We start from the raw sequence: 18,734 nt of genomic DNA on the forward strand, positions 1-18,734 counted from the left end.
GAATCCCCTGGTCTGCCGGATCAGAGCGCGCCTTTGGTCGACGGTGTGGCGTCGCCCAGTCGCGGGTCCTGTTCCACTGCGGCCCGCAGGGCGCGCCCCGCGGCCTTGAAGACCGTCTCTACCACGTGGTGCGTGTTGGTGCCACGCAGATTGTCCACATGCACGGTGATGAAGGCGTGGTTGACGAACCCCTGAAAGAACTCCTGAACCAGCTCCACGTCGAAGCCGCCCACGGAGTCGCGCGGGTAGTCCACGTTGAACTCCAGACCCGGTCGCCCCGAAAGGTCCACCACCACGCGGGTTAGCGCTTCGTCCAGGGGGCAGTAGGCGTGACCGAATCGGCGAATGCCCTTCTTGTCACCACACGCTTTGCGTAGAGCCTGGCCGAGCGCGATGCCCACGTCCTCGACCGTGTGGTGGTCGTCGATGTGGGTGTCGCCGCTGGCACGCACGGTGAGATCCAGCAATCCGTGCCGTGCGATCTGGTCCAGCATGTGTTCGAAGAACGGCACCCCGGTGTCGAGATCGGACTGGCCCTCACCGTCGAGGTTGAGGCTCAGCCGGACCTGCGTCTCCAGGGTGTTGCGTTCGACGGTGGCCTTGCGGTCAGCCATGGATCGATGCGCCTGTTCGCCGTCTGCCCAAATGGGCTCGGCATCATAGCACACGCCGGCCTCAGCGCGAGGGTGGGACCTCCAGCCAGAACGTGACCGGACCATCGTTGGTGAGCTGTACCTGCATGTCGGCGCCGAAGCGCCCGCAGGCCACCGGGGCGTAGAGGGTGCGCGCCCGCTCCGCAAGGCTCTCGAACCAGTGCTGGCCGGCCTCCGGCGCCGCCGCGGGGCCGAAGCTCGGGCGGTTGCCCTTGCGGGTGTCGGCGGCCAGGGTGAACTGGGGCACGAGCAGCAGGCCACCGCCGGTGTCCTGCAGGGACAGGTTCATGCGGCCGGCGTCGTCGGGGAAGACGCGGTAGGCCAGCAGCCGCTCCAGCAGCCGGTCCCGCTCCCGGGCCCCATCGCCCTGTTGCACGCCCACGAGGACCGCGAGGCCGGTGCCAATGGCGCCCACCGTCTCGCCGTCCACGGTGACCGATGCGTTTGTTACCCGTTGCAGCAAACCGATCAAGTCCGACCTCCCTGATTCCCGCTATGTGGCAGCGTCACGCCCCGGAGGTGGGGCCTGGGTCCCGGACACGCTGTGAACCCATCCATGGGCGCTTGACTGCGGCCGTCCTGGCCGCAGACAGTCCGGGACCCAGGCCCCCAGCTCCGGGGCTCGGCCGTTCCGCTCGTATTACCCGCTAAATCAGGACCATGCGTCCCAGTATTCTTGTAAGAATTTTCCTACATAAGCTGTCGATCATTACCGACTTCTGGACCGAATGAGCTGTGGCAACCTACACACGTCACCTGAACGGCAGGATGCACAGAGTGGCCAGGGACGGTGAGGACATAAGAAAACAATAGGGATTGCGCCTACTGCGGTCACGGATGAACACAGGGTTGATGGATTAACCCGCGCAGAGCACCTTCAGCTAAGAGAACCTGCCAACCGGCACATGGAATGTGCCGGTTTTCTTTTGTTCAGTGCTTCCTCAAGGGCGCGAATTTCCGGTTATTGCCCGCCCTTGCCCTTGCCTTTCCCTTTGCCGGTTCCGCCCTTGGCGCCTGACTGCGTAGCCCGGGACCATTCCAACATGGTGTCCTGAGCCCGCTGTGTGGCCTGCTGCCAGGCTTCCAGAACCTGTTTGCTCTCCTTCTCCCACTGGGTCGACATGGCGCTGGGATCCATGTCCCGCATGCTGCTCAGCCAGGCGTCCCACAGCTTCTGCTGGGACTCCGTCCAGCCCTTCATCATCTCCTGCATCTCGCGCGCCCAGCGCTCCATGCTTTCCGGCGACTGGCCGGCGACGTGTTCGTTGGACAACTGTTTTGCCCACTGTGCCTGGGTCTCCAGTGCCTGACGCACGGACTGTTCCCATGCCTCGAGATTCGCCTTGTAATCGGCGCCGGGCGCCGCCGTGCCCTCGGGCAGGTTGTCGCTGAACTGCTTGACGGTCTCAAGCCAGTTGTCCCAGGTGCGGCGCTGTGTTTCGGTCCAGGCATTGACCAGTTCTTCCATCTGCTTGTTCCAGTCCATCGTCTCTCCCCCCTCTGGGTCGGTTGACTGTGACACCGCGAGCGGTCACCCGCACGGGCAAAACCGATATACTCGCCACTCTCAATAGTAGCAGGGCAACATGACGCGCAACGACGAGGCGATAAGCCGGGGAGGCCCGTGCAACGGATTCATCTGATACGCGCGCTGCTGCGCGCCACCAGCCTGCTGCCACTGCCCGTGGCACATGGGCTCGGGGTAGTGGCAGGCAGCGTGCTGGCCGCCATACCTGGGAAGCACAGGGCGATCACCGACGTGAACCTGCGCCTGTGCTTCCCGGAGTACACCGACGCACAACGGCGGCGGCTGCGCCGCGCCAGTTTTCGCGAGCTGGGCAAGCAGCTCATGGAGACGGGGATCATCTGGTATGCCGACGAGCGCCGGCTGCAGCGGCTCGTGGTCAACCCGGACGCCCTGGACACCATGGCGGCCCACTGGCCCGAGGGCTCCGGCCTCCTCCTGGCGGGCCCGCATCTGGGCAACTGGGAACTGGTCAGCCTGTACGTGAACAAGCGCTTCCGGGTGAACAACCTCTACCGGCCGCCCCGCTCGGAGGATCTGGAGCCGTTGATGGTGGAGGCCCGGGAGCGGACCGGCGCGCGTTCCCTGCCGGCCACCGGTGCGGGCATCCGGCAGCTCTACAAGGCGCTGCGGCAGGGGGAACTGGTGGGCATTCTGCCGGACCAGACGCCCCGGGACAGCGGCGAGTTCGCGCCCTTCTTCGGCGTGCCGGCGCGCACCATGGGGCTGCTCGCGCAGATGGCCCGCAAGACGGGGGCGCCGGTGCTGTTCACCTTCATGGAGCGGTTGCCCTGGGGGCGCGGGTTCCGGTTACACGTGATTCCGGCCCCGGATGGGGTGCACGATCCCGACCCCGTGGCCGCGGCCGCTGCGGTGAACGCCGGTGTGGAGGCGTGCGTGCGTATCGCGCCCGCCCAGTACCAGTGGACCTATCGCCGGTTTCGCCCGGCACCGCCGGGGCAGCCGAACCCGTACCGGTGACGCGGCAACCGGGCAGCTGACACTAGCCGGGAGATTGTTTGTCCAGGCGCTTGCGGAAGACCTCCATCTCCTTGGCCGCCTGCAGATCGCCCTTGTCCCGCGCAATGCGGATGCCGTCGTCGTAGACCGCCCGGGCGCCATCCGGGTCGCCGGCGGCGGCAAGCGCCTGCCCCAGCGCCTTCCAGGCCGCCGAGTAGTCCTGCTGCAGCTTCAGGGCCTGGCGCAGGTGGTCGACCGCTTCTTCGTGGCGCCCTTCCTTGAGATAGCCCTGTCCAAGAGACAGTCGCAGCATGGGTGAGTCCTGCCCGGACTCCAGCAGTTTCTCCAGTCGGTCAAGCATGGGATATCCCTGCCCTGCGTCGCTGATGAGGTGAGTCAGGGATGCGGCCATGCGGAGAGGATTTCAAGATGGGCGGGCAATTGATCAGCGACGCCAGAACGCCGGTGTGAACAGCACCAGCAGGGTGAAGACCTCGAGCCGCCCCAGCAGCATGGCGAACATGAGCACCCACTTCGCCACCGCGTTGATCTCCCCGAAGTGATCGGACACCTGGCCGAGCCCCGGGCCCAGGTTGGTCATGGTGGCCGCGACGGCGGAAAAGGCGGTCACCTGATCCAGACCGGTGCCCATGAGCGCCAGCATCATCAGGGCGAACAGGGCGATGTACGCGGCGAAGAACCCCCAGACCGCGTTGATCACCCGCTCGTCCACGGCGCGGCGCCCCATCTTGACCAGCACCTGCGCCTGCGGGTGGATCAGTCGGATGATCTCGCGGTGGCCCTGCTTGAGCAGAAGGACGAACCGCACCACCTTGATTCCGCCCCCCGTGGACATGGCGCAACCGCCAACGAACGCAGCCATCAGCAGCATGACCGGCAGGAACACAGGCCAGGTCGAGAACTCGGTGGTCGTGAACCCGGCCGTGCTGGCGATGGATACCGCCTGGAAGATGGCGTGATGCCACGTGTCGCCCCAGCCGCCCAGGTAGCTGGTGGCCGTGAGCGTGACCAGCGTGACCGTGCTCAGGGTGGCGAGAATCCCCAGGAACCAGCACGTCTCCGTGTCCTGCAGATAGTGGCGCAGCGTGCGCCCGCGCCAGGCGGCGAAGTGCATGGCGAAATTGATGCCGGCGATCAGCATGAACACCACGCAGATCATCGAGATCAACGGGCTGTCGAAATGGCCGATGCTGGCGTCGTACGTGGAGTACCCGCCAATGGCAACGGTGGAGAAGGCGTGTCCGATGGCGTCGAACGGCGTCATGCCCGCCAGCCAGTATGCCGTGGCGCAGGCGATGGTGAGGCCCAGGTAGATGTACCACAGCGCCTTGGCGGTGCCCGCGATGCGCGGGGTGAGTTTGGCGTCCTTCACCGGCCCCGGCGTCTCCGCACGGTAGAGCTGCATGCCGCCGACGCCGAGCATCGGCAGAATGGCAACCGCCAGCACGATGATGCCCATGCCGCCGAGCCACTGCAGCTGCTGGCGGTAGAAGCGGATCGAGTGCGGTAGGTCGTCGATGCCGGTGAGCACCGTCGAGCCCGTGGTGGTGAGCCCGGAGAGGCTCTCGAACACGGCGTCGGTCCAGGGAATGTCCGGGTTCTGCGAGAGAAACAGCGGCAGCCCGCCGGTGACGCCCAGAACCGTCCAGAACAGCACCACGATCAGAAAGCCGTCCCGGGTGCGGAGGTCATGCCGCGCGTTGCGCACCGGCAGCCAGGCCAGCGCACCCACGAGCAGGATCACCAGGCTGGAGACCAGGAACGGCACCAGCCCCGGGTCGCCGTAGATCAGCGCGACCACGGCGGGCGGCAGCATGGTAAGGCTGAAGAGCATCAGCAACAGCCCGAGAATCCGCTCAACCGCCGACCAATGCATCGTGCCGCCCTAGATGAATGTCACGCCGACCTGGAACAGGCGCTCGACCTCGGTGATGCGGCGCTTGTCCACCAGGAACAGAATGACGTGGTCTTCGGGTTCGATGACGGTGTCATGGTGGCCCATGATCACCTCGTCGCCACGCACCAGACAGCCGATGGTGGTGCCGGCGGGCAGCGGGATGTTCTCTATGCGACGCCCGACCACCTTGGAAGATTTGGAATCGCCGTGCGCCACGGCCTCGATCGCTTCGGCGGCGCCGCGCCGCAGGCTGTGCACCATGACCACGTCGCCGCGGCGCACGTGGGCCAGCAGCGTGCCGATGGTCGCCTGTTGCGGTGAGATGGCGATGTCGATGTCCTCGCTGCCCTGCACCAGATCCACATAGGCGGGCCGGTTGATCAGCGACATCACCATACGCGCGCCGCGCCGCTTCGCCAGCATGCCGGAAAGGATGTTGGCCTCGTCATCGTTGGTCAGTGCGCAGAAGACATCGGTATTCTCGATGTTCTCCTCCAGCAGCAGCTCCTCGTCGGCGGCGTCGCCCATGAGCACGATGGTGCGGTTGAGCTCCTCGGAAATCGCCCGCGCGCGCTCGCCGCCGCGCTCGATAATCTTGACCTGGTAGCGGGATTCCAGTGCCTGGGCGAGGCGTTTGCCGATGTTGCCGCCGCCGGCCAGCATGATGCGCTTGACCGGCTTGTCGAGCTTGCGCAGTTCGCTCATGACGGCGCGAATGTTCTTGCGTGCGGCGACGAAGAACACCTCGTCGCCGGCCTCGATCACCGTATCCCCCTCGGGGATGATCGCCTGACCGCGCCGGAACAGCGCCGCCACCCGGGTCTGCACGTTGGGCATGTGCTCGCGCAGCGTGCGCAGGGCCTGACCCACCAGTGGCCCGCCGTAGTAGGCCCGGACACCGACCATGCGCACCTTGCCGCCGGCGAAATCCAGCACCTGCAGGGCGCCCGGGTGTTCAATGAGCCGTTTCACGTACTGGGTGACCAGCTGCTCCGGGCTGATGAGTACGTCCACCGGCAGGGCATCCGGGGAGAACAATTGAGGATAGGCCAGGTACTCCGGGGCGCGCACGCGGGCAATGCGGGTGGGCGTATGGAACAGCGTGTAGCCCACCTGGCAAACGATCATGTTCGCCTCGTCGCTGTTGGTGACCGCAATCATCAGGTCGGCGTCGTCGGCGCCTGCGCGCATGAGGACCGGCGGGTGGGTGGCATTGCCCACGACCGTGCGCAGGTCGAGCCGGTCCTGCAGGTCCTGCAGACGTTGTCCGTCGGTGTCCACCAGCGTGACGTCGTTCGCCTCGCTGGCAAGGTTCTGTGCCAGAGAGCTTCCCACCTGGCCGGCACCGAGAATGATGATTTTCATGAATGCGGTCTGCCCGGAACAACGGTTGCGACACGGTAAGCCACCGTGCCGCAAATTTGAACCGTTACGCGCGCGGAATACCGCACCGGCTCAGAAATCGTGGGGGTCGATACCCAGCGCTTTCAGCTTGCGGTAGAGGTGTGTGCGTTCCATGCCGGCCAGCTTGGCGAGCTCACCGACACTGCCTCCGGCCTCGCGTAGTTGGTGCCGCAGGTACATACGCTCGAAGTCCTCGCGCGCCTCACGCAGCGGCTGGTCGAACGGCATGGCACGGGCCTCGACCGGCGAGCCCGCGCCGCTGCCCATGGCGCCATCCACTTCGTCCACGCCGATCTCCTCGCCCTCGCCGAGGATGAGCAGGCGCTGCACCAGGTTCTTCAGCTCTCGCACGTTGCCGGGCCACGGGTGCCCGCGCAACCGGCTGAGTGCGGCATCGGAGAAGCGCCGGCGCGGCAGTTTCTCGCGGGTGACGAAGCGCTCCAGGTAGAAATCGAGCAGCTCCGGGATATCCTCGGGGTGTTCGCGCAGGGCGGGGATGCGCAGGGGCACGACGTTGAGGTGGTAGTAGAGGTCTTCGCGGAAGTTGCCCGCGCGCACTTCGGCTTCCAGGTCCGTCCGCGTTGCCGCCAGCACGCGGACGTCCACTGCCACCGGGTCCGCGCCGCCCACGCGGTGGAACTTCTGGCCGGTCAGGGCGCTCAGCAGCCGCACCTGAGCACCCATGTCCAGGTCCGCCACCTCGTCGATGAACAGGGTGCCGTGGTTGGCCTGCTCCAGCCGTCCGTAACTGACGCGCCCGTCCTGCTCACTGCCGAACAGTTCCGCTGCGGCGCTGCCGCCGGTGAGGGAGCCGGCGGCCACTTCCACGAACGGGCGCATACTGCGCGGGCTGTTCTGGTGCAGGTAACGGGCGAAGTTGCGTTTGCCGCTGCCCGCCTCGCCCGTGATCAACACCCAGGTGTTGTGTCCGGCGATGCGGCGGGCCTGGGCGCGCAGATCCTGCATCAGGCCGCTCTGGCCCACCGGCTCGTCGACACCCTCGCTGTTGGCGCGTAATCCGCGGTTCTCGCGCTCCAGGCGGTCCGCCTCGAGGGCGCGTTCGACCACCAGCAGCAGCTTGGCCAGCGACAGGGGCTTCTCCACGAAGTCGTACGCCCCGAGCCGCGTGGCCTCCACCGCCGATTCCACGCTGCCGTGGCCAGACATCATTACCACCGGACAGGGCAGGCCCCCGCTCTCGGCCCACTCCTTGAGCAGGCTGATGCCATCCGTGTCGGGCATCCAGATGTCCAGCAGGACCAGGTCCGGCCGGCGGTTGCGCAGCGCCTGGCGCGCTTCCGCGGCATCGGCTGCGGCCTGCACGTCGTAGTCCTCGTCCTCGAGGATTTCCTGGACCAGGCTCCGGATATCGGGCTCGTCGTCGACGACCAGTATGCTTGATGCGTTCATTCGTTCCCCCTGGCGGACTGTGCCACCGGAATCAGTTCCGGCATGGGCAGGCGCACGGTGACGCAGGCGCCGTCCGCGACGTTCTCTGCCGTAATACTGCCGTTATGCTCCTCTACGATCTTCTTGACAATGGGCATGCCGAGCCCGGTGCCCTTGGCCTTGGTGGTGACATACGGCTCGAACAGATGTTCCATGATCTCGTCGCTGAAGCCGGGCCCGTGGTCCCGGACCTGCAGTTCGATGCCGGTGAAACCGGGCTCGCCCCGGTGCCGGGTGGCCAGTTTGAGGTGGCACCGCTCCCCGGCGGGGGTGGCCTCGGTGGCGTTCTTGATGAGGTTGTGCAGGAGCTGACGGATGCGCCCGGCATCCACGAGAATGCCGGGCAGACTGGCGTCCAGGTCCAGCTCGAGGTGGGGTCCGTCAGGGCCCGTGCGGTAAAGCTCGGCTACTTCCCGCACGATCCGGTTGATGTCCGACAGGGTCAGCTCCAGCCGCGGTGGGCGCGCGTATTCGTTGAATGCGTTGACCATGGATTTCATGGCGTCCACCTGCTGGATGATGGTGCCCGTGGAGCGTTCGAGCACCTCGGCATCACGACCTTCCAGCTTCGACTCCAGCTTGTGCCGCAACCGCTCGGCGGCGAGCTGGATGGGGGTGAGCGGGTTCTTGATCTCGTGGGCCAGGCGCCGGGCCACTTCGCCCCAGGCGGCATCCCGCTGGGCTTGAATCAGGGCGGTGACATCGTCGAACACGATCACGTGGCCGCCGCTGCCCTGGCCGCCCCCCGGCAGCGTTGCGCCGCTGCAGGTGAGGATTTGCCGGCCCTGCGGGCCGAACAGGTTGAGCTCTTCGCGCCATTCCGCCTCCTGTCCCTGCATACGCCGGGCGACGAGGGCTGCGAACGCCTCCAGGTGCGGCGCCTGCTCCGTGATCATCACCAGTGGCTTGCCGCTGTACGACCGCAGGGACAGACCGAAGATCTGGTCTGCGGCGCGGTTCCAGGTGCGGATGTTGCCGGCCCCGTCCAGGGCCAGTACACCGGAGGAAAGGCGTGCGAGGACGGTTTCCAGGTAAGCGCGCTGGTTCTCCACCTGGGCCTGACTGCCCTTGGCATCTTCCCGCGCCTGGGCGACCCGCCGGCTCATGTCGTTGAATGAGCGCACCAGAAAGCCGAGCTCGTCATTGCCGGTGGGCGGCAGCTGCCGCCCGTAGTCGCCGGCGGCCATCGCCGCGGTGCCTTCGGCCAGTGACCGCACCGGCTCCACCAGGCGGCGTGCAGCGTAGAATGCCGACCACACGGCGAACAGGAGGCTCAGCAGCAGCACCAGCGAGAGCGTGATGGTGAAGGTCTCCTTGAGAGGCCGGCTCAGGTAGCTGACCTCCTGGTAGCGGGAGTAGGCGGCTTCCACGCGGTCCGCCAGGTCGCTCACCCGCGGCGAGACCGGGTAGAGCATCTGCAGGATGCGCTGGTTCGGCGCGCCCTGCGCACCCGGGGCGGACACCAGTACGCGGATGTGCAGACCGTCGTCGCCGATGGGGTCCAGCCCCACGTAGGGGCGGCCGATGCGCACCTGGAGCAGGACGTCGTCCTCGGGCAGGTGCGGAAGAATCGCGGAATCGGGGGCGCGTGAACTGGTGGCGATGACCCTGCCGCTGGAGCGCATCACCGTGACCTCCTCCGCGCCCACCTGCCCGCGCATCCGCTCCAGGACCAGCGGCACCAGCCCGTCCGGGACGTCGGCCAGCTCTCGGGCCGAGCGCTCCGTGCGCTGCAGGAGCTCACGCTTGCGCATGTCGAAGGAGGCCTGTGACAGCCGCAGCGCCTCTTCCAGCGCCTGCTGTTCCGTGCGTTCATCGAACCAGGAGTCGATACCCCGGTCGAGAAACTGAATGGAGAAGTAGTACACCACCGAGACGGGGACCACCGCGAGGATCACGAACATGGTCACGAGACGGACGGTCAGCCGGCTGCCGGCCTGACCGCTGCGCCGCTGAACCACCAACCGCCAGAGGTTGTAGGCGATCAGTACCACCAGCGCCGCGAGCGAGATGCTGTTGATCAGCAGCAGCCAGGGGTGCAGCCGCCCGAACAGCTCGGAGTGCTGGGTGGCCATGCTGAGCAGGTACAGCGAGCCCAGCAGCAGCAGGCAAAGCACGATGCGCAGCAGTGTGTCCGCCCGTGGGCGCTTCATCCAGGCAGAGGCCATGTGTACCACTCGCTGACCAGACGCCACTCGGGGGAGACCAGTGCCACCGTACGCAGGGGATGGGGCAGGCGGTCAGTGTCCAGGCGGGCGCGCAGATGGAGTACGTAACGCTCGCCGCTGTCCAGTTGTTCGTGGGCGATGACTTTGCGGCTGGCAACACTGGCCCAGGCGTTGAGCGCGGCATCGCGGCGGAAGAACGTGCGGCGCTCCCCGGTTTCGTGATTCAGGACCACGTAGCGGCGGCTCAGGGCGTGATAGAGCAGCTCCGTGCGCACGCTGAACTCCGCAAGCTCAGCGTCCCACCACCAGCGACGCGGTTGCGTCACCCGGATCTGGAGCTCGAGCTGCAGGGGAACTCCACTCTGCAGAGCCTCTTCCGCTTCGCGGCTGAGCGCGACGTCGAAACGTGCATTGAGGTAGGTATGGGTATCGTCGTTGCGCAGATCCGAGCCGGCAAGCGAGAACCCCGCCGAGTGTGCCGCCGCCGGCAGCCACATGAGCATCGCCATCAGCAGCGCCGCGGACAGGCGGTTGGCGTAGCTTCTGGCGTGGGGCGGCGGTCTGTTCATTGCTTCACGAGGCACGCGTAATAGAAGCCATCCATCCCGGATTCGCCACTGAGTATCTGTCGGCCGTGCTCCGTCGCCCGTCCCCAGGAAGCATTGATGGGCCTCGCCACCGCGTCGCCGCGAGATGCGACGAAAGGCTGCACGACCGCTTCGTTTTCCGTCGGCAAGACAGAGCAGGTGGCATACACCAGCATACCTCCCGGTGCAAGCAGGGGCCAGGCCGCGGCCAGGAGCCGGCGCTGCAGCGCCTGCAGACGGGGCAGGTCACCGGACTGGCGCAGCAGCTTGATGTCGGGGTGGCGCCGTACGACGCCGCTGGCGGAGCAGGGCGCATCCAGGAGAATGCGCTGGAACGGCGTTCCGTCCCACCAGGCGTTCGGGGTCGTGCCGTCGCCCTCCAGTACCGTGGCGGCGTGCCCCAGGCGCTCCAGGTTCTCCCGAATGCGGGTCAGCCGCGCGGCCTCCAGCTCCACGGCGACCAGCTCCGCCACGTCCGGCTGGCGCTCGAGCAGATGGCAGGTCTTGCCGCCCGGGGCGGCACACAGGTCGAGGACGCGGTCGCCCGGCTGCGGGTCAAGGAGAGCCGCAGCCTGCTGGCCGGCGGCGTCCTGCACGGCAACGTGGCCGCGGTCGAACGCCGGGAGTCGCTCCACGGCCACGGGCTCGTCGAGCACCAGGGCGTCGTCGGCCAGGGGGTGTGGCTCGGCGGCGAGGCCGCTGTCCCGGAGCGCCTGGTGATATGCAGCCCGGGTCGTGTGCCGGCGGTTGACCCGGAGCGTCATGGGCGGGCGCTGGTTGTTGGCGTCGGCCAGTGCCTGCCAGTCGTGCGGCCAGGCGTCGCGATAGGCGTCGAGCAGCCAGCGGGGATGTGCGTAACGGGCCGTGTCCTCGCTCTGCCAGCCGGCCTTCAGCGCCTCCCGTTCACGCAGGCAGCGGCGCAGCACCGCGTTGACGAGCCCGCCCGCCCAGCGCCGCCCCAGGGTGCGCGCGGCTGCCACGGTCTCCGACACGGCGGCGTGCTCCGGGATGCGGGTATCCAGGCACTGGTAGACGCCTACCACGAGCAGGGCGTGCACGTCCCGGTCACGCCGACGCAGGGGCCGCTCCAGCAACTGCTCCAGTACCCATTGCAATCGCGGGTACCAGCGCAGCGAGCCGTAGGCCAGCTCCTGGGCGAGCCCCCGCTCCCCGGCGGCGACACGGGCCAGCACCGGTGTCAGGGCGTCGCCGAGGGAGCGGCCCTCGGTGACCTGCTGCACCGCTCGGGCGGCAGCCAGGCGTGCGCCAATGGGCCGGTTCCTGGCTTGTTGCCCCGCCATCAGTGGAACCGCGCCCCGGCCGCGACGTCGCGGCCGTTCATGAAACTGGCAACGGGCATGGGGCGTGCGCCCGGCGCCTGCAGTTCCAGCAGACGCAGACAGCCCTCACCGCAGGCGACGTCGATGCCCTCGCGACCGGCCGCGACGACGGTGCCCGGTGGCGCGTCGCTTGCCGAGGGCTGCGCGACCGCACGCCAGATTCGGAGCCGCTCTCCACCCCAGTCGGTCTCGGCCACCGGCCAGGGGTTGAACGCAGCAACCTGCCGCGCCACGGCGCTTGCGGACAACTGCCAGTCAATGCGCGCCTCCGCCTTCTCCAGCTTGCGGGCGTAGGTGACGCCTTCGTCGGGCTGGGATGCTGGGGTCAGCCTGCCGTCGAGCAGAGGGTCGAGGGTGTCCCTGAGCAGGCCTGCACCGAGCTCCGCCAGCCTGTCGTGGAGGGACCCACCGGTGTCGTTCGCGGTGATCGCGGTTCGTACGCAATCGTAGACCGGGCCGGTGTCCAGGCCCGCCTCCATCCGCATCAGGCAGACCCCGGTTTCGTCGTCGCCGGCGAGCAGCGCACGCTGGATCGGCGCCGCCCCCCGCCAGCGCGGCAGGAGCGATGCGTGCAGGTTGACGCAGCCCGCGCGCGGCAGGTCGAGCACCGGGTGCGGCAGCAGCAGGCCGTAGGCCACGACGACCAGGAGATCCGGCCGTGCGGCGGCGAGTTCCGCACGATCCGCTTCGCCGCGTAGGGACTGAGGCTGATGGACCGGCACACCGTGCTCCAGCGCAACGGCCTTGACCGGCGAGGGGCGCGGTTTACGGCCGCGGCCCGCCGGGCGGTCGGGCTGCGTCCACACCCCGACCACGTCGTGCCCGGATGCCAGGAGCACCCGCAGCGGCGGTACGGCGAAGTCCGGGGTTCCGGCAAACGCGATTCGGGCCTTGTCACTCATGGAGCGGGCTCACGGTCAGCTGTACACCGGCTGTCGACGGTGAATCAGGTGGTCGTTGAAATGAGGCGCGGTGGCGCAGGCTCGCGCCCCGCCGGTTGATCACGCCGACATCCGTGCCTGCTTGGTCAGCTTCCGGTGCGCGCGCTTGCGCTTGAGTTCGGAGAGGTGGTCCAGGAACAGTTTGCCGTTGAGGTGATCGACCTCGTGCTGGATGCACACGGCGAGCAGGCCGTCCGCCTCGAACTCCTGCGTATCGCCGTTGCCGTCCAGGGCGCGGACGCGGACCCACTCGGCGCGCTCCACCATGTCCTGGTAGCCGGGGATGGATAGGCAGCCTTCCTGGCCCCGCTCCGCCCCCCGCGTCTCGAGGATCTCGGGGTTGACCAGCACCAGCGGCTCGTCGCGTTCGTCGGAGACGTCAATGACCACCACGCGCTCGTGCACGTCCACCTGCGTCGCCGCCAGACCGATGCCGGGGGCGTCGTACATGGTTTCGAGCATGTCGTCGGCGAGCCGACGGATGCGGTCGTCCACGGCATCGACGGGCTCGGCGACGGTCCGCAGCCGCGGGTCGGGATACTGAAGGATATCGAGTTTGGGCATGGTTTCGTTGCGCAGCGCACACGTTCAGGTTAGCGTAAAGTCTAGAATCATAAGGGAACCGCAGGCAATCCGAAATAACCGCATGTCGTGGGCCTGTCGCCGCCCGTCAGCAATCGTACAAGGAATTCTTCAATGCGCATCAGGATGCTCATCGCTGTGATATGCGGGCTGTGGCTTGCCGCCGCGCCACCGGTGGTTGCCGACGACACCTTCCGGGACGATCACCCCGAGCGCTACACGGTGCAGAGCGGCGATACCCTCTGGGACATTTCCGAGCGCTTCCTGGAGGATGCCTGGCTCTGGCCGGAGATCTGGCACGTCAACCCGGAGATCGACAACCCCCACCTGATCTTTCCGGGAGATGTGATCGTGCTGGTCTACATCGACGGTGAGCCGCGCCTGACGGTGGAGCGCGGTGAGCGCACGGTGCGCCTCTCCCCGGAGACGCGCGAGGAGCAGCTCGAGCCGGCGATCAGCACCATCCCCATGGAAGCCATCCGGCCTTTCCTGAACCGCAGCCGTGTGCTGGATGAGGACGTGCTCGATTCGGCCGCCTACATCATTGCGGGTGAAGACGAACGCGTCATGGCTTCCCGTGGCGATTCCATCTACGTGCGCCGCCTGCCCGACGACCGGCAGGAGGCCTTTACCATCGTTCGTAAGGGCGAACCGTACGTGGACCCGGAGACGGACGACGTGCTCGGCTTCGAGGCCACCTACGTGGGCGACGCCCGCGTTGTCAGTCACGGCGATCCGGGCACAGCGCGGGTGGCGTCGAGCAATCGCGAGATTCTGCCCGGTGACCGTCTGGTGGAGACGCCGGCGGACCCCATCCGTACCGAGTTCCAGCCCCGCGCACCGGAGAGCGATGTGGCGGGCTACATCATTGATGTCATGGATGGCGTGACCCAGATCGGCCAGTTCGACGTGGTGGTGCTCAATCGCGGGGAGGAGCACGGGCTGGAAGAGGGGCACGTGCTGGGCGTGTTCCAAGCCGGGCGCGAGATCCGGGACGATATTGCCGGCGAGACCGTGACCCTGCCGGAGGAGCGGGCCGGTGAACTGATCGTGTTCCGGGTGTTCGACGGGCTGAGCTTCGGCCTGGTCATGCGCGCCGAGCGCGCCATGAACACCATGGATATCGTGCGCAAGCCCTGACCACCATGACCGAGACAGAGGCCTGGCTCGCCCTGGCCCGGGCCCCCGCGATGGGGGCCGGCGTGGCCGAATCGCTGCTTGCTCGCTACGGGAGCCCCCGCGCCGTGGTCGACGCCGGCGCCGAGGCGCTGCGTGCGGCCGGCGCCACGCGGGCCGTGGCCCGGGATGTCGCCGCACCCGACGAGGCCGGGATCGCCAGGGATCTGGCCTGGCTCGAGTCCGACCCGGGCCACCACCTGATTCCCCTGCTGGATCCGCGCTACCCGCCGCTGCTGCGTGAAATCCCCGATCCGCCGGTGTGCCTGTTCGTCACCGGCGATCCGGATGTGCTCTGCGTGCCGCAGCTTGCGGTGGTGGGCAGCCGGAACGCCACCCCGGGCGGGCTGGACACGGCCTCCGCCTTCAGTGCCCACCTGGCCGGACGCGGACTGACCATCACCAGCGGCCTCGCACTCGGGGTCGACGCCGCGGCGCACCAGGGCGCACTGGATGGTGGCGGCTTCACCGTGGCCGTCGTGGCCACCGGCCCGGACCGCGTGTACCCGTCGCGCCACCGGAAACTTGCCCATGCGGTGGCCGCCGGTGGCGCCCTGGTCAGTGAGTTTCCCTGTGGCACACCGGCGCGGGCCGGCCATTTCCCGCGCCGCAACCGCATCATCAGTGGGCTATCGGTGGGCACGCTCGTGGTGGAGGCCAGTCCGCGCTCCGGCTCGTTGATCACCGCCCGCTACGCTCTGGAGCAGGGGCGGGAGGTATTTGCCATACCGGGGTCTATTCATAACCCTCTGGCCCGGGGATGCCATCGGCTGATTCGTGACGGTGCGGCAAAATTGATCGAGCAGGCGGACGAAATCCTCGAGGAACTGCCGGCTCTGCTCCGTCCGCCGGAGCCCGTCGACACCGGCGCTGCGGACGCTGACGAAACGGGGGCTGCAGCCCTTGATCCCGAGCACGAAAAGGTGCTCGAGGCGGTGGGTTACGACCCGGTTCCCCTGGACACCGTGTTGCAACGCACCGGATTGACGCCCGATGTGGTTTCCTCCATTCTTCTGATACTGGAATTGTCCGGTCGTGTAACGGCAATGCCCGGCGGTCGCTATGTCCGGGCGGGAAGAGATTGATGAAGGAAAACGTGTTCGACGTCTTGATGTATCTGTTCGAGAACTACTTCTACGACGACGAACCGCAACCAGATCGGGACTCCCTCGAAGGTGAGCTGTTCGAGGCCGGGTTTCACCCCGGCGAGGTGCGTCGCGCGTTCGCCTGGCTCGAGGATCTCGCGGACTCGCGTGATCTCGTCGGCGCAACGGCCCTCAGTGGAAGCCGCTCGATCCGGCTTTTCACGGATCGCGAAAGCGCCAAGCTGGATCAGGAATGCCGCGGATTCATCCTCTTCCTCGAGCAGATTGGCGTGCTGACGCCGGTGAGTCGTGAAGTCATCATTGACCGGGCCATGGCGCTGGATGACGAGGACGTCGATCTGGACCAGGTCAAATGGGTGACGCTGATGGTGCTGTTCAACCAGCCGGGCCAGGAAGAGGCCTACGCGTGGATGGAGAACTATCTGTTTGACAACCCCATGCACCTGATCCACTAGGCCGGGGGATTTGCGCCGCGGCCGGTGCATGGCACCGGCCGGTCCGGCTGGCAATCGCCCACAACCCACTCCGGAACGAGTGCCCTGCCCTGCGGGGTTTTATTTTGCCATGAGCAAGCATCTGGTCATCGTCGAATCGCCGGCGAAAGCGAAAACCATCGAGAAGTATCTCGGCAAGGAGTACCAGGTCATGGCCTCCTACGGCCATGTGCGGGACCTCGTGCCCAAGGAAGGGGCCGTGGATCCGGCCAATGACTTTGCCATGCGTTACGCGGTCATCGACCGTAACAAGAAGCATGTGGATGCCATTGCCAAGGGGCTGAAGAACGCCGACTCCCTGTTTCTGGCCACTGACCCGGACCGCGAGGGCGAGGCCATCTCCTGGCATCTCTATGAACTCCTGCGTGAGAAGGGGTTGCTCAAGGACAAGACCGTGCGCCGGGTGGTGTTCCACGAGATCACCAAGCGGGCGATCCAGGACGCCATCGAACACTCCCGCGACCTGTCCATGGATCTGGTCAACGCCCAGCAGGCGCGCCGTGCGCTTGATTATCTCGTGGGGTTCAACCTTTCGCCGCTGCTGTGGCGCAAGATTCACCGCGGTTTGTCGGCCGGGCGCGTGCAGTCGCCGGCGTTGCGGATGATCTGCGAGCGCGAGGAAGAGATCGAGGCGTTCGAGCCCCAGGAGTACTGGACCGTCGAGTCCGACCTGAAGAAGGAAGAGCAGCCGTTTCAGGCGCGCCTGACCCACTTCGAGGGCGAGAAGCTTGAGCAGTTCACGATCAACAACGAAACCCGCGCCACCGAGGTGGAAAAGGCACTGAATGCCGCCGGGCAGGACGGTCTGCCGGTCAGAAAGATTGATCGCAAACAGCGCCGGCGGAATCCGGCGGCGCCCTTCACCACCTCGACCCTGCAGCAGGAGGCGTCACGCAAGCTCGGTTTTGGCGCGCAGCGCACCATGCGTGTGGCGCAGCAGCTCTATGAGGGGATCGACACCGGCGGTGGCGCCGTGGGCCTGATCACCTATATGCGTACCGACTCCGTCGCGCTGGCCCAGGAAGCGGTGCAGGAGATGCGGAGCGTGATCCAGGAGCGTTTCGGCGCCGACAAGGTGCCGGACAGCCCGCAGGTCTACAAGACCAAGGCCAAGAACGCGCAGGAGGCCCATGAGGCCGTACGTCCCACTTCCGCGGCGCGGCACCCGGACGATCTCAAGGGGCAGCTCAGCGACGACCAGAGGCGGCTCTATGAGCTGATCTGGAAACGGGCCATGGCGTCGCAGATGAAGCACGCCACAATCAATACCGTGGCGATCGATCTGGAGTGTGGCGAAGGCAACATGTTCCGCGCCAACGGCTCCACCGTGGCCGATCCCGGCTTCATGGCCGTGTATCAGGAAGGAACGGATGATGCCAAGGGGCCCGGTGACAGCAAGGACCGCATCCTGCCCGATATGAAAGAGGGTGACGTGGTCGATCTGGTCGCGATCCGCCCGGAGCAGCACTTCACCGAGCCACCGCCGCGCTACAGCGAAGCCAGCCTGGTGCGTACGCTGGAGGAGTACGGCATCGGCCGTCCTTCCACGTACGCCAACATCATCTCCACGCTGGTGAGCCGCGAGTATGTGGAGCTGGACAACAAGCGCTTCCACCCCACGGCCATCGGCCGCGTGGTGAACAAGTTCCTGACGGATCATTTTACCCAGTACGTGGACTACGACTTCACGGCGCGGCTGGAGGACGAGCTCGACGAGATATCCCTCGGCCAGAAGGACTGGGTGCCGCTGCTGCGGGACTTCTGGGAGCCCTTCAAGGCCCGCGTCGAGGAAAAGAAGGACATCTCCAGAGAGGAGGTGGTGCAGGCGCGGGAGCTCGGCACCGACCCCAAGACGGGCAAGCCGGTGCAGGTCCGTGTCGGCCGCTTCGGTCCGTTCGTGCAGCTCGGTACCAAGGACGACGACGAGAAGCCCCGCTTTGCCGGGCTGCGTCCGGGGCAGCGTATGGACGACATCACCCTGGATGAGGCCCTGACGCTGTTCCAGTTGCCGCGGGACCTCGGCGAGACCGACGAGGGTGAGCCGCTGCAGGCCAGCATCGGCCGCTTCGGGCCGTACGTGAAGTACGGCAGCAAGTTCGTCTCGCTGAAAGAAGACGATCCCTACACCATCACCCCGGAGCGGGCGAAGGAAGTGGTCGCCGAGAAGAAAAAGGAAGACGCCAACCGCATCATCAACGAGTTCGAGGGTGGTATCCGCGTGCTCAAGGGGCGGTACGGGCCGTACGTCACCGATGGCAAGAAGAACGCCAAGATCCCCAAGGACGTGGAGCCCGAGAGCCTCGATCTGGCGGCCTGTCAGGAGTTGATCGCCAAGGCGCCGGAACGCAAGGGGCGCCGTAAGGGCGGCACCACCAGCAAGAGTGCCAACGCCAAGGGCACGACCAGGAAACGCACCTCGAAGAGCAGCTGA

Annotated in this window: 17 protein-coding genes; 5 read left to right on the forward strand and 12 right to left on the reverse strand. The window is 66.8% G+C overall.

What is annotated here, in order from left to right:
* Window positions 1–20: 20 nt before the first annotated feature.
* The 3 genes from hisB to ACNSTU_RS15105 all read right to left on the reverse strand — a co-directional run bounded on the left by hisB (window position 21) and on the right by ACNSTU_RS15105 (window position 2,139).
* Window positions 21–614 carry an imidazoleglycerol-phosphate dehydratase HisB gene (gene hisB, locus ACNSTU_RS15095; protein ID WP_290631300.1) on the reverse strand — a complete coding sequence of 198 codons (594 nt, stop codon included), beginning with the start codon at window positions 612–614 and terminating at the stop codon, window positions 21–23.
* 61 nt (window positions 615–675) lie between these two features.
* Window positions 676–1,125, reverse strand: a complete 450-nt coding sequence (gene dtd / locus ACNSTU_RS15100; RefSeq protein ID WP_290631302.1) for a D-aminoacyl-tRNA deacylase — start codon at window positions 1,123–1,125, stop codon at window positions 676–678.
* 489 nt (window positions 1,126–1,614) lie between these two features.
* Window positions 1,615–2,139, reverse strand: coding sequence for a hypothetical protein (locus ACNSTU_RS15105; protein WP_290636852.1), 525 nt, complete (start codon window positions 2,137–2,139; stop codon window positions 1,615–1,617).
* Between the two features lie 138 nt (window positions 2,140–2,277).
* On the opposite strand from ACNSTU_RS15105, the gene ACNSTU_RS15110 reads away from it, so the two are divergent.
* On the forward strand, window positions 2,278–3,159 hold the full coding sequence (locus tag ACNSTU_RS15110; RefSeq protein WP_290636853.1) for a lysophospholipid acyltransferase family protein: 882 nt from the start codon (window positions 2,278–2,280) through the stop codon (window positions 3,157–3,159).
* A gap of 22 nt (window positions 3,160–3,181) precedes the next feature.
* Here ACNSTU_RS15110 and ACNSTU_RS15115 read toward each other — a convergent pair whose 3' ends face one another.
* The 9 genes from ACNSTU_RS15115 to def form a co-directional block, all read right to left on the reverse strand.
* On the reverse strand, window positions 3,182–3,499 hold the full coding sequence (locus tag ACNSTU_RS15115) for a tetratricopeptide repeat protein (protein WP_290636854.1): 318 nt from the start codon (window positions 3,497–3,499) through the stop codon (window positions 3,182–3,184).
* Between the two features lie 84 nt (window positions 3,500–3,583).
* Entirely contained in the window at window positions 3,584–5,035 is a 1,452-nt protein-coding gene (locus ACNSTU_RS15120; protein ID WP_418212565.1) for a TrkH family potassium uptake protein, read from the reverse strand.
* Window positions 5,036–5,044: 9 nt separating this feature from the next.
* Window positions 5,045–6,421, reverse strand: coding sequence for a Trk system potassium transporter TrkA (gene trkA / locus ACNSTU_RS15125; RefSeq protein WP_418212566.1), 1,377 nt, complete (start codon window positions 6,419–6,421; stop codon window positions 5,045–5,047).
* Window positions 6,422–6,511: 90 nt separating this feature from the next.
* The gene (locus tag ACNSTU_RS15130; RefSeq protein WP_418212567.1) at window positions 6,512–7,870 is read right to left on the reverse strand and encodes a sigma-54-dependent transcriptional regulator; all 1,359 of its coding nucleotides are present in this window, start codon (window positions 7,868–7,870) and stop codon (window positions 6,512–6,514) included.
* Window positions 7,867–10,077, reverse strand: coding sequence for a sensor histidine kinase (locus ACNSTU_RS15135; RefSeq protein WP_290634290.1), 2,211 nt, complete (start codon window positions 10,075–10,077; stop codon window positions 7,867–7,869). The genes ACNSTU_RS15130 and ACNSTU_RS15135 overlap by 4 nt, the downstream gene beginning before the upstream one ends.
* Window positions 10,059–10,646 (reverse strand): DUF4390 domain-containing protein, encoded by a 588-nt coding sequence (locus ACNSTU_RS15140; RefSeq protein WP_290636856.1) that lies wholly within the window; start codon window positions 10,644–10,646, stop codon window positions 10,059–10,061. The genes ACNSTU_RS15135 and ACNSTU_RS15140 overlap by 19 nt, the downstream gene beginning before the upstream one ends.
* Window positions 10,643–11,965, reverse strand: a complete 1,323-nt coding sequence (gene rsmB, locus ACNSTU_RS15145) for a 16S rRNA (cytosine(967)-C(5))-methyltransferase RsmB (RefSeq protein ID WP_290636857.1) — start codon at window positions 11,963–11,965, stop codon at window positions 10,643–10,645. The genes ACNSTU_RS15140 and rsmB overlap by 4 nt, the downstream gene beginning before the upstream one ends.
* On the reverse strand, window positions 11,965–12,906 hold the full coding sequence (gene fmt / locus ACNSTU_RS15150) for a methionyl-tRNA formyltransferase (protein ID WP_290634297.1): 942 nt from the start codon (window positions 12,904–12,906) through the stop codon (window positions 11,965–11,967). The genes rsmB and fmt overlap by 1 nt, the downstream gene beginning before the upstream one ends.
* A 99-nt stretch (window positions 12,907–13,005) precedes the next feature.
* Window positions 13,006–13,509, reverse strand: a complete 504-nt coding sequence (gene def / locus ACNSTU_RS15155) for a peptide deformylase (protein ID WP_290634299.1) — start codon at window positions 13,507–13,509, stop codon at window positions 13,006–13,008.
* 132 nt (window positions 13,510–13,641) lie between these two features.
* Here def and ACNSTU_RS15160 point away from each other — a divergent pair, with 132 nt between their 5' ends.
* From ACNSTU_RS15160 to ACNSTU_RS15175, 4 genes are all read left to right on the forward strand, one after another.
* A complete protein-coding gene (locus tag ACNSTU_RS15160) occupies window positions 13,642–14,667 on the forward strand; it encodes a LysM peptidoglycan-binding domain-containing protein (protein WP_290634301.1) in 1,026 nt (341 codons plus the stop codon).
* A 5-nt stretch (window positions 14,668–14,672) separates the two neighbouring features.
* A complete protein-coding gene (gene dprA / locus ACNSTU_RS15165; protein WP_290636859.1) occupies window positions 14,673–15,788 on the forward strand; it encodes a DNA-processing protein DprA in 1,116 nt (371 codons plus the stop codon).
* Window positions 15,788–16,264 carry a DUF494 family protein gene (locus tag ACNSTU_RS15170; protein ID WP_290634305.1) on the forward strand — a complete coding sequence of 159 codons (477 nt, stop codon included), beginning with the start codon at window positions 15,788–15,790 and terminating at the stop codon, window positions 16,262–16,264. The genes dprA and ACNSTU_RS15170 overlap by 1 nt, the downstream gene beginning before the upstream one ends.
* Window positions 16,265–16,373: 109 nt before the next feature.
* A complete protein-coding gene (locus tag ACNSTU_RS15175) occupies window positions 16,374–18,734 on the forward strand; it encodes a DNA topoisomerase I (protein WP_290634307.1) in 2,361 nt (786 codons plus the stop codon).

The organism is Aquisalimonas sp. APHAB1-3 (assembly GCF_048323695.1).
GTDB lineage: Bacteria > Pseudomonadota > Gammaproteobacteria > Nitrococcales > Aquisalimonadaceae > Aquisalimonas.